The sequence below is a fragment of the Kocuria sp. HMSC066H03 genome (assembly GCF_001812045.1).
In the GTDB taxonomy this organism is placed as follows: Bacteria; Actinomycetota; Actinomycetes; order Actinomycetales; family Micrococcaceae; genus Kocuria; species Kocuria rhizophila.
The window spans coordinates 134,448-148,395 of record NZ_KV807509.1 but is presented as its reverse complement, the minus strand read 5'-3'; the positions used below and the strand labels follow the sequence as shown (position 1 = coordinate 148,395).

Here is a 13,948-nt window from a genome sequence, read left to right as displayed (position 1 = left end):
CGCGGATGCCCGGTGTTTCGTGGTGCACAACAGATCTTCCCCCCGCGATATTTCTGCTGGTGCTGCCCCGCTCAGCGTCGGGACACGACCATGCGCTCTCCTTCGCGGTGCACCCACAGGGCGCCGTTCTGGTCCGTGCGGGCCACTGCCGCGCCCACCTCCTGCAGCGCGGCAACCGTCTGGGGGTGCGGGTGGCCGTAGCTGTTGTCCTCCCCCACGGAGATCACCGCGAGCGCCGGGTGGGTGTCGTGGATGATGTCGGTGCCGCCGTTGCGGGCGCCGTGGTGGGAGACCTTGAGGACGTCCACGGTGGGTGGGTGCGCTCCGGGGAACGTGCGCAGGTCGCGGCGGTAGCCGTCCGCTTCGAGGTCTCCTGCACTGAGCCAGGTGGTGGTGCCGTCAGGGCCGTCGAGGGTCAGGAGCAGGACGAGGGAGGCGTTGTTCTCGTCCTCGGAGGTGACCTTGCGGTGCGCGGGGCGTGGTGACGTGCTGCCACTGGAGCCGGACGGCGCCGTGCCTGCCGTCGGGGTGCCATCGGGGGTGGTGGGCGGAGGTGCGGGAGCGAGAACCTCCACGGTGAGCGGCCCCACGTGCAGCTGCTCACCGGGAGCGGGGCGTGTGGCGATGTCCGCCCACTGGGTGAGCTCGTCCGGCAGGGTGTCCCCGGCGGCGGAGTACCAGACGCGGTCCACGTCCACGATCTCGGCGAGCCCCTCGAGCCCGGCGACATGGTCGGCGTGGTCGTGGGTGGCGATCACCGCGTCCAGGCGGGTGACGTCGGCGTCCCGGAGACACCGGGTCAGTGCGCGGGGGTCGGGGCCACCGTCCACGAGTACGGCACTGTGCTCCCCCGTGCGGTGCAGCACGGCGTCCCCCTGCCCCACGTCGCACACCACCGACTCCCACTCCGGGGGCGGGCGAAACCACCACATCACGGCGGTGACCAGGAGCATGACCAGGGCGAGGGATGCCGTGGCGGCGAGCAGGCGGCGTCGTGCCCGGAGGCGGTGTGCGCGGGCGCGCCACACGGCGTCCGGCACCGGGCGTTCGGCGGATGTGGGATCCGCGGTTCTGGCGGTTGGTTGCGGCCAGCGCATGCGCGCGTCCACCGTGTGCAGCACGGCGAGCGCGAGGACGGTCAGGACCGTGAGCAGCAGGAACCCCGGCACATCGGGTGGCCAGGGGACGTGCGCGCCGGGCAGGGAGGCGAAGGTGTCGGCGATCCACCCGATGGTGCGCGCCGGGTAGGAGGCGATGCCCACGGGCAGGCTCGCGGCGCGGTCCCAGCCCGCGAACGAGGCGGGGTCCGCCGCACCCGGCAGCGCCCAGGACAGCACGGGGTTCAGCAGGAGCCCGGTCAGCAGGACGCACACCGCGAGCAGTCCGGCCACGGTGACCACCGGCACCAGGGGTGCGGCGACCATGTTCGCGGGCAGGGAGTACAGCGGCAGGTCGGGGTTGAGCAGCAGCAGTGCGGGCCCGCACCACAGCTGGGCCACGAGCGGCACCGCGATGCACACGGCGAGCACTGTGGGCAGGCGGGTGCTGAGCACACGGGTGACGGGTCGGGCGCTGACCACGATGCCCGCGGTGGCCAGCACGGAGAGCACGAAGCCCATGTCCGTGGCCAGGTCCGGGCGCGCGAGCACCAGTCCGGTCACCGCCGCGCACAGGGCGTTGAGGCTCACCCCGGCGCGCCCGCTGAGCATGGCGAGCCCGCCCAGGGCCCCCATGACCCCGGCGCGCAGCACGGACGGGTCCGGGCCCACGAGCACCACGAAGCCCGCGAGAGCCACGAGACCCACCCTCACGCACGTGCGCCGGCCCGCCCCGAGGGACAGTGCGGTGAACCCGCTGAGGGTCATCACCAGGGCGCAGTTGGACCCGGACACCGCGATGAGGTGGGTGAGCCCGGTGTCCTTCATGCTCTGGGCGAGTGCGTCCGGCAGCTGGGAGGTGTCCCCCACGGTCATGCCGGGCACCAGGCCCGCACTTACGGCGCCGAAGCCCCCGGCGATGCGGGTGAGGTCCGCGCGGACGGCCTCCACCGGCCCGGGCTCGGGTCCGGCCTGTGCGTCCGTCACGGGCGGGGACGTGGCCCGGGCGAGCAGCCGGGCGGGGGTCGCGGTGCTCGCCACGGTCACGACGGCGCTCACGCGCTGCCCGTCGTCCAGGGCCTCCCAGCCGGGGTGGGTTGCGAACACGGTGAGCCCGGTGGCTGTGGCAGCGCCGTCCGCCGTTGCCACGCCCAGGGTGACCGCGACCCCGTGGGAGGCCTCCTGCTCCCCGTGCAGCGAGCGGGACGTGTAGGGGGACGGTGTCCCGGACACGCTCGCCTCCACCCGCACGACCGAGCCCTGCGGGTGCTCGTCCAGAAACGCCCGGGCCGGTGCCGTGGCGGCGAGCGCGCTCACGACTGCCGCCGCCCCCGCGAGGAGCACGAGGGCGGCCATGACGGGACGTGGAGGCGTGGGACGTCCGTTCGGGGCGGGGTGAGCGCGTCGTGACGCCCCACCACTCCCCCGGGACAGAGCAGAACGCGGGGACCGCGCGGTGTGAGGGGGCTGAGCGCTGAGTGGGCGCTGAGCATTGCGGTGAGACCGATCGCTGCGGTGGGGCCGACGAGCACGGCTCGGTGCAGTCCCGCCGCGGATCGCGCGGCCGAGGATCCCGGGGGTACCGACCCGGCGCACGCCCTGTGCCCACCCCCGCGTCATCCGGGCCCACTGTGGCACCCGGTCCACCACCGGGACCAGCACCGTGGCGATCAGCGCGCACGCCGCGCCCCCGGCCCACCCGGCGGCCATGGTCGCGGCGGCCGAGGCCCACACCGCGAGCGCCACGGGCAGCAGCCGCAGGTCCCACGTCACGCTCACACCGTGACCAGCGGCAGCAGTGCCTCCAGCATGGCGGGGCCCACTCCGCTGACGTCGTCCAGCTGCTGCGGGGCAGTGAAGGGACCGTGCTGGGTGCGGAACTCCACGATGCGCTGCGCGAGCACGGGCCCCACCTTGGGCAGCTCCTCCAGCTCGGCCTGGCTGGCGGTGTTGAGGTCCACCAGGGCCCCGGAGCCGGTGCCCGGTGCGCGCTGATCCCCTGTACCGGATGTCCGTTCCGAGGCCGACCCACCTTGCCCGGGCGCTCCGGCCCCCGCGGACCCGCCCGGAGAGGTCCCGCCCGCGGCGGATCCACCGGCAGTGGGCCCGGCAGACCGTGCCCCGGCACCCGGCGCGGCACCGGCGGCGAGCACCTCGTCCACGTTGGACCGGTTGGGAATCACGATCTGGGCGCCGTCCACCACGGGCTCTGCCAGGTTGATCCGGTCCTTCACGGCCCCGGGCGCAAACCCTCCGGCGGCCTGGACCGCGTCCATGACCCGGGCTCCGGGAGACAGGGTGACCACCGAGGGGTCTTTGACCTCTCCCACCACGTGGACGGTCACCACACCACCATCTGCGCCGGCCGAAGGTCTCGCGGTGCCGGTTCCACGGTCCGTACTGCTGCCCGGTCCGTTGGCTGCCCGGGAAGGCCCGGCGGACACGGTCCCGGCGTCTCCCGGGCCATCATCTGAGGCTTCAGCCCCCGTGGACGCGGTGGCCACCACCGCGTCCTCCCGCGACCCACCCGTGAGCAGACTCACGCACCCCACACCGAGCGCCACGAGCAGCACCACGCACAGCAGCAAGAGCGCCGGGCGGCTCAACCGGCGGCGCACGATCACGTCCTCGCGGTGCCGGGACCCCCCTGGGTCGGACCAGTCTCCGGAGTCGCCCGCGGATTCGGTCTCCGGGGCGGTTGGCGACCCGGGGCTGGAGTGGCTGGCCGCTGTCCCGGTGGAGGCGTGCGCCGCGTGACCCGCCGGCGCGCCCGACGACATGCTGGCCGCCCGCGAGACCGATCCGCCCGACACGTCCTCGTCATCCTGGTGGCCGGGCGCCGCCTGAGACGTCCCGCCCGCGCCGTTCTCGCGCAGCAGCGCGGTCAACCGCTCCGTGGCCTCGCTGTCCCGGAACCTGCGCCGCCCTCTGAACTCGATGCCACTCATGCCCCCACTCCACCGCGCCGCGCTCCCCCACCAGGGGCGTCACCGCGCCGATGTGGACCCGGTGCGGCACGCGGGAGTCAGGTGCCCGGCTGGGGAGCCCTCACACCGTGCGCGACCGGGCTGGAGGTGGGCCCCTCCACGATCGCCGCCTTCGTCCCCAGCCCCACGTGGGCGCTCAGCACCGGGGGCAGCTCGCTGACCACGAGCTCCGCGTCCGGGCGGTAGCGGTCCACGAGCACCTCCCCGATCTCCCGCGCCCGGTGCGGATCCGCCACGTGGTGCACGCACAGCACCGGGTGCTGCGCCTCGGAGTGCTCCAGCGCCTCCCCCACGAGCGTCATGAACCGCTGCTTCGCCCGCGGCAGGGACACCGGGCGCTCCACGGTCACGATCTTCCCCTCGGCCAGGCTCAGCAGCGGCTTGATCTGCAGCATGGTGCCCACCATCGCCGTGGTCGGGTTCACCCGCCCGCCGCGGCGCAGGGTGTCCAGGGAGCGCACCTGGATCAGCACCTGCACCCGTTCGGCCGCCTCGGTGGCCGCGCGGGCGACGTCCTCGATCCCCGCTCCCGACGCCGCCGCCCCCAGGGCCGCGCGCACGCCCAGTCCCTGCGCCAGACCGGCGCTGCGGGTGTCCACGATGCGCACCGGGATCCCGATGTCCTGCCGCGCGATCCTCGCCGCCCCCACCGTGCCGGAGAGCTCACCCGAGAGGTGCACGGACACGACGGCCTCGAAGCCTGCCTCCTCGAAGCTCCGATAGGCCGCGCGCAGCCGTCCCGGGGCGGGGCGGGAGGTGGTGACCGGGCGGCCCTCGGCCAGGGCGACCACCAGGGAGGAGAGCCGGTCCGCCTCGTCCTCGGTGTGGAGCTGCCCGCCGATGAGCACGGGCATGTCCACGAGCGCGAACCCGCCGGAGCCCTCCCAGTCCTCGAGCCAACCCTGCGGCGGGGCGGCGGCACTGTCGGTCACCACCGCGACCCTGCGGCGACCGCCCCCGCGCAGGCTCCTCCGGTCGGCCGGGTGAGCGGGGCTCCCCCCACTGACGCCAGCTTCCGCTCCGCGTCCCGCGCGGTGCTCCCGAGGACCGGCAGCAGCACCGTGTCCCCCGTCAGCGTGGCGCGGCGCGGCGTCGTCGTCCGGGCCTCCTGCGGGGGAGGCGGGCGGGGCGGGTGCGTCCCCCGCGTGCGCGCTGCCGTCCGTGCGCAGCCCCGGGAACGGACGGAGCCCGCCCTCCGGCTCGTGCGAGTCGGGGGACGGGCTCCGGGAACCGTGGGCGGTCATCAGACCACGATGTTCACGAGCTTGGGAGCGCGCACGATCACCTTGCGCACCGTGGCGTCCGCGAGCAGCCGCTGGACCGTCTCCGATGCCATGGCCGCGGCCTCCAGGTCCGCCTCGGTGATGTCCGCGGGGACCTCCAGGCGGTCGCGGACCTTGCCCTTGATCTGGACCACGGCGGTCACGGTGTCCTGCACCAGCAGCGCGGGGTCCACGGTGGGCCACGGGGCGCGCACCACGGTGTCCTCGTGGCCGATCAGGTGCCACATGTCCTCGGCGGTGTACGGCGCCACGAGGCTCAGCAGGATCGCGACGGCCTCCACGGCCTCGCGCACGGCGGGATCCGCCGGGCCGCAGCCGGTGTCGATGGCCTTGCGCACCGTGTTCACCAGTTCCATGGTGCGGGCGATGACCACGTTGAACTTTCCGGAGTCCAGCAGCTGCTCGGCGTCCGCCACCGTGCGGTGCGTGGCGCTGCGCAGCGCCTTGTCCCCGTCCGCGAACGACGCCGCCGGGTCCGCCGTGCAGTCCTGGGCCAGGCGCCACGCGCGGGCCAGGAACTTTTGGGAGCCCTGCGGGGAGACGTCCGCCCAGTCCACGTCGTCCTCGGGCGGGGACGCGAACACCATGGTGAGGCGCACGGCGTCCACGCCGAAGGCGTCCAGCTGCTCGCCCAGGTCCACGCCGTTGCCCAGGGACTTGGACATCGCCTTGCCGCCGTTGAGCACCTGGCCCTGGTTCAGCAGCGCCTTGAACGGCTCGGTGAAACCCACCAGGCCGAAGTCGTAGAGGGCCTTGGTGAAGAACCGCGAGTACAGCAGGTGCAGGATCGCGTGCTCCACACCGCCCACGTACTGGTCCACCGGCAGCCAGCGGTCCACCGCCGCACGGTCGAACGGGGCGGCGTCGTCCTGCGGGGACGTGTAGCGCAGGTAGTACCAGGACGAGTCCACGAACGTGTCCATGGTGTCAGTGTCACGCTTCGCGGCCCCACCGCACGCGGGGCAGCTGACGTTCACCCAGTCTGACGCCGCCGCGAGCGGGCTCTGCCCCTTGGGCGCGAGCTGCTCACCGCGCAGGTCCTCGGGCAGCCGCACGGGCAGCTGATCCTCGGGCACCGGCACCTCGCCGCACGAGGCGCAGTGGATGATCGGGATGGGGGCACCCCAGAAACGCTGCCGGGACAGCAGCCAGTCCCGCAGCCGGAAGTTCACGAAGCGCTCGCCGGTGCCCGCCTCGGTGACGATCTCGATGGCCTTTTCCAGGGCCTCCGCCTTGGGCAGCCCGTCCAGAGGACCCGAGTTGATCAGGGTGCCGTCCCCGACCGCGGCGACGCCGGAGACCGCGGGATCCTCCTCGCCGGTGTCCAGCACGGTGCGGATCGGCAGGTCGAAGGCGCGGGCGAAGTCCAGGTCACGCTGGTCGTGGGCGGGCACCGCCATGATCACGCCCGTGCCGTAGTCCGCGAGCACGTAGTCCGAGGCCCACACCGGCAACTTCTCGCCCGTCAGGGGGTTCACCGCCCAGCGGCCCAGGAACACGCCGGTCTTCTCGCGGTCCGAGGACTGCCGCTCGATGTCCGACAGCGCCTTGACCTGCTCGCGGTACTCGGCGAGCGCCGCGGCCTGCTCGGGGGCCACGACGTCCTGGGCGATCTGTGCGTCCGCGGCCACCACGCAGAACGTGGCGCCGTAGAGGGTGTCCGGGCGAGTGGTGAACACGGTGACGGTGCGCCCGGAGGTGTCCGAGGCGTCGGCACCCTCGGCGGGAGCGCCCTCGATCACGAAGTTCACGTGCGCACCCTCGGAGCGCCCGATCCAGTTGCGCTGCATGGCCAGCACGCGCTCGGGCCAGTGGCCCTCCAGCTCGCTCATGTCGTCCAGCAGGCGCTGGGCGTAGTCGGTGATCTTGAAGTACCACTGGTTCAGGGACTTCTTGGTCACGGGGGTGTGGCAGCGCTCGCAGGCCCCGTTGACCACCTGCTCGTTGGCCAGCACGGTCTGGTCCTTGGGGCACCAGTTGACCGGGGAGTCCTTCCGGTAGGCCAGCCCGTGGGAGTAGAACTGCAGGAACAGCCACTGGGTCCAGCGGTAGTACTCGGGGTCGGAGGTGTGGATCTCCCGGTCCCAGTCCGCGCTGATCGCGTAGCGCTTGAAGGACTCGCGCTGGGTGTCGATGTTGCGGTAGGTCCACTCCGCGGGGTGGGCGTCGCGCTTGATCGCGGCGTTCTCCGCGGGCAGCCCGAACGAGTCCCAGCCCACGGGGTGCATCACGTCGTAGCCGCGGTGCCACCAGTAGCGGGCCACCACGTCACCCATGGCGAACGCCTCGGCGTGGCCCATGTGGAGGTCACCGGAGGGGTAGGGGAACATGTCGAGCACGTAGCGCCGTTCCGCGGAGCCGTCGTCGGCGGGCGCGTAGACGCGGTTCTCGTCCCAGTAGCCGGACCAGGTGGCCTCGATGCGCTGGACGTCGTACTCGGTGCCCGCCTCCGGGGTGCTGTGCTCGCTCACGTGCCTCGCCTTCAGGTTCACGGGGCCGGGCGGGTGCCGGGGCCGGGGTTCCGGGGCGGCAGCGCGGTCCCCCGCGTGGATGTGTGGGGATCCCTCCCAGTTTAGACCAGCGGCCGTCACGGCCCGCGTGCAGGGGGCCCGGCTACCATGGGGGCGCCCGATGACGCACGGATGGAGGCCCGGTGGACAACCCCTACGCAGAACGCCGCAGCGTGGTACTGGACGGGTACCGCGTGCGGTACTGGTTCTACGACGCGGACAAGCAGCGCAAACCTCTGCTGGTCATGCTCCACGGCTTCCGCGGTGACCACCACGGGCTGCAGCTGATCGCCACCGCACTGCGGGAGAAGTACCACGTGGTGGTCCCGGACCTGCCCGGCTTCGGCCGCTCCGAACCCTTCCCGCAGCGCGAGCACTCCGTGGACGAGTACGTGCGGTTCACCCGGGACTTCATCACCGCCCTGACCGACGGCGCCGTGACCCCGGACTCCGGCACGGGCGTGGTGCTCGCGGGACACTCCTTCGGCTCCATCCTGGCCGCGCACTTCGCCGCCGAGCACCCCTCCATGGTGGAGCGGCTGGTGCTCATCAACCCCATCTCCCAGCCCGCGCTGAGCGGGTCGCAGAAGTCCCTGACCAAGCTCACCCGGCTGTACTACGGCGCGGGTTCCACCATGCCCCGCCGGCTGGGCACCCGGCTGCTGTCCTCCAACGCCGTGGTCAAGCTCATGACGGACGTGATGATCAAGTCCGAGGACCCCGAGATCAAGCACTACGCGCTGCGCCAGCACCAGGCGTACTTCAACACGTTCGCCAACCGGGACGTCCTCACCCAGGCCTACGACGCCTCGATCTCCCGCACCGTGGCCGAGGTGGCCATGAAGCTCACCATGCCCACCCTGCTGATCGTGGGCGAGCTGGACGACCTCGGCTCTGTGGACTCCCAGCGCACCATGGCGTCCTGGATCCGCAGCCACAGCCTGCAGATCATCCCCGGGGTGGGCCACCTGATCCACTACGAGGCGCCGCAGACCGCCGCGCGGATGATCGAGGACTTCCTGGAGTCCCCCGCCCCCGAGCCCCTCGAGGGCTACGACCAGCTGCCCCACGCGGACACCACCGTGTCCACCCCCGACCAGCTCACCGGCATGCTCCCCGCCGTGGACCCCGCGGCGAGCGCCGCGCAGTTCCGGCGGGAGACCCGGGCGCGTGGCCTGTCCGGGGAGTCCGAGCGGTGAAGCTGCTCTTCGACGCCCGCTACATCCGCACCGACCACCACGACGGCATCAGCCGCTACAGCGCGGAGCTGCTCGCCGCGACCGCCCGAGAGGTGCGGCAGGATCCGCGGGTGCGGCTGTGCGCGCTGGTCAGCGACCCCGCCCAGCGGGCGTTCGTGCCCGAGGACGTCGCCACGATCACGGGCCCCTCGGTCACCTCGCCCGCGGAGGTTCTCACGGCGCTCGCGGTCAACCGCTTCGACCCGGACGTGGTGTTCTCCCCCATGCAGACCATGGGCTCGCTGGGGCGCCGGTACCGGTTGATCCTCACGCTGCACGATCTCATCTACTACGAGCACCCGCAGCCCCCGGGCGACCTGCCGCTGCCGGTGCAGTGGGGCTGGCGCGCGTACCACAAGGCCTGGTGGCCCCAGCGGCTCACGCTCAACCGCGCCGATGCCGTGGCCACGGTCTCGCAGACCTCCCGGCAGCAGATCCTGGCCCGCCGCCTCACGAAGCGGGACGTGCGCGTGATCGCCAACGCGGCGCCGTCGGCGGGGATCCCCGAGGACGAGGCGTTCGCCCGGCTTCCGCGCCGCGGCACGGACCTGGTGTACATGGGCTCGTTCCTGCCGTACAAGAACGTGGAGACCCTGTTGCGGGCCATGGCCCACCTCCCCGGGCACACCCTGCACCTGCTCTCGCGCATCTCCCCCGCGCGCCGCGCCGAACTCCAGGCCCAGGTGCCGGCCGGGGCCCGCGTGGTTTTCCACGGCGGCGTGGGCGAGGAGCAGTACCGCGAGCTGCTGTCCTCGTGCGCCGCGCTGGTCACGGCGTCCCGCGCGGAGGGCTACGGCCTGCCGCTCGTGGAAGCCTTCGCCGAGGGTGCGCCCGTCGTGTGCTCCGAGCTGCCGATCTTCCGCGAGGTCGCCGGGGACGCCGCCGGCTACGCCCCGGTGGACGACGACGCCGCCTTCGCCGCCCGGGTGCGCGAGCTCACGGACCCGGGTCTCGCCCGGCAGCGCGTCCTGGCGGGGCTGGAACGGATCCGCGAGCACACGTGGGCGGACTCCGCGCGGGACCTGCTGGACCTCGCACGCGAGCTGCACCAGCGCGGCTGAACGCCCCGGGGAGATGGCCCGAGGACTCGCTCGTGGCACTTCTGGTGCCCGCGGGACCGCATCCGGCGGCAGATTCCCCGTTCTCCGGGACGGCGACACGAAAGCCGCCGCCCCGGACCGCTGGGCTCGCCGGGTGGTTCAGAGCAGGTCGGCGACGTCGCAGCGCACGTTCACGGGCGCGTGCTCCCGCAGGGCCGAGGCCCGGGCCTTCTCCGCGCGCAACGCCGCGGTGATCTTGGGCGCGATCCCGAACCCGAAAAACAGCAGGGCGCGGTACGGCCGGTCCTCGCCGGATCCTGCGCCCGCCCGGCCCGGGCGCGCGGTCTCCGCGGAACCCGCACGCGCGAGCCCGTCGAGAGTGCCATCGGACGTCTCCCCGGTCTCGTTCTCCGCGACGTCAGCGCCATTGCCGGGTGTGTTCTCGACCGGGGCGGGCCCCACCACGCGCACCCGCTCGGGCAGCTGGAGGTCCCGCAGGGTGGCCGCGAGCGCCCCGCGGGGACCCGTGAGCGCCGCGGTGCGCACCGCGGGGGGCAGGCCCAGCTCGTGGCGCTCGTGCAGCTCCCGCTCCGAGTGCCCGGCGGGGTCCCAGCGCACGAGCGCGGACACGGCGCGGTCCTGGTCCGCGGTGACCACCACTGTGCCGCCGTGCTCTGCCGAGCGCACGAGGGCGGCGGCATTGAACCACCGGCGCAGGGTCTGCTCCTCGGCGCGCAGCCACGGGCGGGCGAGCATCTGGTTGCCGTCCAGCAGCAGGGCCGCGGCGTACCCGCCCTCGGCCACCGGTTCCGCCCCGGGGGTGGCCACCACGAGCGCGGGAGCGGACCCCACGCGCGCCCGGACCGTGTGCTCGGAAGACGAAATCACAGGCACCTGCGGGAAGGCCCTCCCGAGTTCCTCGGCGGTGCGCCCGGCACCGACGGAACTCAGGCGCACCCTGGTGAAGCCGCACTCCGCGCAGCTCCACTCGTGCGCCTGGCGACCGCACCACGTGCACACCGGCACGGCGTTCGCCGAGGACAGGGCGAGCGGCCCGTCGCACGCGCGGCAGCGCGCCGGTGTGCGGCACCGCTGGCAGGCGAGGACCGGCGCGTAGCCCTTGCGGGCCACCTGCACGAGCACCGGTCCCTTCTCGAGGGCCGCGCGCGCCACCCGGAACGCCTCGTGCGGCAGCCGCGCGCGGGCCGCGAGCGGATCGCGGGCCGTGTTGTAGGAGTCCGAGGTCGCCTCGATCCGCGGGGAGCACCTGCGCAGCTCCGTCCGGTCCGGGGCCAGCCGCACGGCCCACCCCGTGCTCACGAGGCGCTGGGCCTCCGGGCTCACGGCGTAGCCGGTGAACAGCGCGGCCAGGTTCTGCTGCTGGGCCCGCAGCAGCAGGACGTCCCGGGTGTGCTGGTAGGGGGCGCGCTGCTCCACGAAGTTGACGTCCCCGTCGTCGTGGCAGCACACCAGGGCGAGGTCCTGCACCGGTGCATAGGCCGCCGAGCGCGTGCCCACGGCCAGCCGCTTGCGGCCCAGCGCGAGCTCCAGGAATCCGCGGTAGCGCGGGGTGGGGCCGTCCCCGGCGTGCAGCCGCACCACGGCGTCCTCCCCCACCAGCTCGTGCAGCGCGGTCTCGAGCCGTTCTAGAGCCTTGTGGTCCGCCACCACGCCCACAGCCCCGCGGCCGGCGGCGTACGCGGTGGCCATGGCATTCGCGGTCAGGCGCGCCCAGTCGTGGTCCTCGGCGGACGGCAGCACCTCGACGACGCCGCGCACCGGCCTCCCGGACGCCACCGCCGCGATGAACTCGGGGCCGTGCTCGTAGTGCTCCCAGACCTCGGGCGACGGGGCGACGGCGTCTTCGCCCTCCCTGTCCTGTTGCCCGGGTGACGGCTGCTCCTCGGTGGCGTTTGACGGTTCCTCCACCGGTGCGGGCGTGGCGTCCCCCGCGGCGAACTCCTTGTCCACGCGTGCCACCCGGGGCGCGATGGCCACGCGCAGCACGTCCGCTGCGGTCCCCGCGCAGCGCTGGGCCACGGCCTCCGCGAGGTCCACGATCTCCGGGGCGGCCACCGGCAGCGGTGAGAGCACCCGCCGGATGGGCAGCAGCCGTTCTCCCGGAACGTCGGTGTGCGCCACCCTGTCCACGACCCACCCGGACATCTTGCGCCCGGAGAAGATCACGGACACCTTGGACCCCACCACGGCCTGCTCGTGCAGGGCGGCACTCACGCGGTAGTCGAACACCCGGTCCAGGTGGGGGACGTAGGCCTCCAGCAGCACCCGGGCAACGGGGTTCTCGGCGGCCACGCCCTCGGAGCCCAGGGCGGCGCCCCGTGGGCGGGGCCCCGCCTCTCGCGTGCCGGCGGAACCACCCGAGCGCGCGGCGCGGGGCTCCGGCGCCGGGGAAAGGCCCGCGAGCGTGAGCTGCTCGCCGGAGGTGTTCTCCGGTTCCGAGGTGGCCCCCGGCCCGGGAGTGTGCTCGCGTTCCGGGGTCTCCGCTGCATCCGGGGTGCCCGCCGGGCCAGGAGGGTTTCCCACTGCGGGAGCCTGCTCCGGGGTGTCCCGCCCGGGGGTCACAGCCCCGCGGCGGAACGCAGCTCCTGCACCCGGTCGGTGCGCTCCCACGTGAAGTCGGGGTCCGTGCGGCCGAAGTGCCCGTGGGCCGCGGTCTTGGCGTAGATGGGCCGCTTGAGGTCCAGGTCCTCGATGATCGCGAGCGGACGCAGGTCGAAGACCTCGGTGATCGCGTTCTCGATGCGCACGGGATCCACGGTCTCGGTGCCGAACGTCTCCACGTACAGACCCACCGGGTGGGCCTGGCCGATCGCGTAGGCCACCTGGACCTCCGCGCGGCGTGCGAGCCCTGCGGCCACCACGTTCTTGGCCACCCAGCGCATCGCGTACGCGGCGGAGCGGTCCACCTTGGAGGGGTCCTTGCCGGAGAACGCGCCACCGCCGTGGCGGGCCATGCCACCGTAGGTGTCCACGATGATCTTGCGCCCGGTGAGCCCGGCGTCCCCCACGGGCCCGCCGCGCACGAAGTTGCCCGCGGGGTTCACGATGATCCGCGTGCCGGAGAGGTCCAGGCCGGAGTCGCCCAGGACGGGCTCGATCACGCACGTGGTGATGTCCCGGGTGAGCTGGTCGAGGTCGTAGTTCTCCGCGTGCTGGGAGGAGACCACCACGGTGTCCACGGAGACGGGGGTGTGGCCGTCGTAGCCCAGGGTCACCTGGGTCTTGCCGTCCGGGCGCAGCTCGGGCAGCACGGCGGTCTTTCGCACGCGCGTGAGCTGCTCGGAGAGCCGGTGCGCCAGGAGGATGGGAGCGGGCATGAGCGCCTCGGTCTCGTCCGAGGCGTAGCCGAACATGATGCCCTGGTCCCCCGCACCCTGGGCATCCCGCGGGTCCTTGGCGATCCCCGTGCGCTCCTCCAGGGAGTTGAAGACGCCGTCGTAGATCTCGTTGGACTGCTCACCCACGCTGATGGACACGCCGCAGAATTCTCCGTCGAAGCCGTGCACCGCGGAGTTGTAGCCGATGTCCAGCAGGGTCTTGCGCACGATGTGCGGGATCTCCACGTACGCGTCCGTCTTGACCTCCCCGGCCACGTGCACGAGACCGGTGGTGACCATGGTCTCCACCGCCACGGAGGACTGGGGGTCCTCACTGAGCAGCGCGTCCAGGATGGAGTCCGAGATCTGGTCGCAGATCTTGTCCGGATGGCCCTCGGTCACGGACTCGGACGTGAAGATTCTCAGGTGCTCAGTCGATGCGCTCACGCCACCAC

At 73.2% G+C, this 13,948-nt stretch carries 8 protein-coding genes; 2 read left to right on the top strand and 6 right to left on the bottom strand.

From position 1 onward, the window contains the following. Positions 1 to 71: 71 nt before the first annotated feature. The 4 genes from HMPREF2833_RS09520 to leuS form a co-directional block, all read right to left on the bottom strand. Positions 72 to 2,453, bottom strand: a complete 2,382-nt coding sequence (locus HMPREF2833_RS09520) for a ComEC/Rec2 family competence protein (RefSeq protein ID WP_070637777.1) — start codon at positions 2,451 to 2,453, stop codon at positions 72 to 74. A 419-nt stretch (positions 2,454 to 2,872) separates the two neighbouring features. Continuing rightward, on the bottom strand, positions 2,873 to 4,045 hold the full coding sequence (locus HMPREF2833_RS09515; RefSeq protein ID WP_019309263.1) for a ComEA family DNA-binding protein: 1,173 nt from the start codon (positions 4,043 to 4,045) through the stop codon (positions 2,873 to 2,875). A gap of 77 nt (positions 4,046 to 4,122) precedes the next feature. Then, a complete protein-coding gene (locus tag HMPREF2833_RS09510; RefSeq protein WP_237708699.1) occupies positions 4,123 to 5,016 on the bottom strand; it encodes a DegV family protein in 894 nt (297 codons plus the stop codon). 311 nt (positions 5,017 to 5,327) lie between these two features. Further along, positions 5,328 to 7,838, bottom strand: coding sequence for a leucine--tRNA ligase (leuS, locus tag HMPREF2833_RS09505; protein ID WP_029603123.1), 2,511 nt, complete (start codon positions 7,836 to 7,838; stop codon positions 5,328 to 5,330). Between the two features lie 182 nt (positions 7,839 to 8,020). On the opposite strand from leuS, the gene HMPREF2833_RS09500 reads away from it, so the two are divergent. Continuing rightward, on the top strand, positions 8,021 to 9,076 hold the full coding sequence (locus HMPREF2833_RS09500) for an alpha/beta fold hydrolase (RefSeq protein ID WP_039101146.1): 1,056 nt from the start codon (positions 8,021 to 8,023) through the stop codon (positions 9,074 to 9,076). Beyond that, on the top strand, positions 9,073 to 10,176 hold the full coding sequence (locus tag HMPREF2833_RS09495; protein WP_070637773.1) for a glycosyltransferase family 4 protein: 1,104 nt from the start codon (positions 9,073 to 9,075) through the stop codon (positions 10,174 to 10,176). Before HMPREF2833_RS09500 ends, HMPREF2833_RS09495 begins: the two co-directional genes overlap by 4 nt. Before the next feature lie 138 nt (positions 10,177 to 10,314). Here the strand turns inward: HMPREF2833_RS09495 and HMPREF2833_RS09490 are convergent, their stop codons facing one another. Further along, positions 10,315 to 12,699, bottom strand: a complete 2,385-nt coding sequence (locus tag HMPREF2833_RS09490) for a primosomal protein N' family DNA-binding protein (RefSeq protein ID WP_246829112.1) — start codon at positions 12,697 to 12,699, stop codon at positions 10,315 to 10,317. Between the two features lie 35 nt (positions 12,700 to 12,734). After that, the gene (metK, locus tag HMPREF2833_RS09485) at positions 12,735 to 13,940 is read right to left on the bottom strand and encodes a methionine adenosyltransferase (protein ID WP_019309269.1); all 1,206 of its coding nucleotides are present in this window, start codon (positions 13,938 to 13,940) and stop codon (positions 12,735 to 12,737) included. Positions 13,941 to 13,948 lie beyond the last annotated feature (8 nt).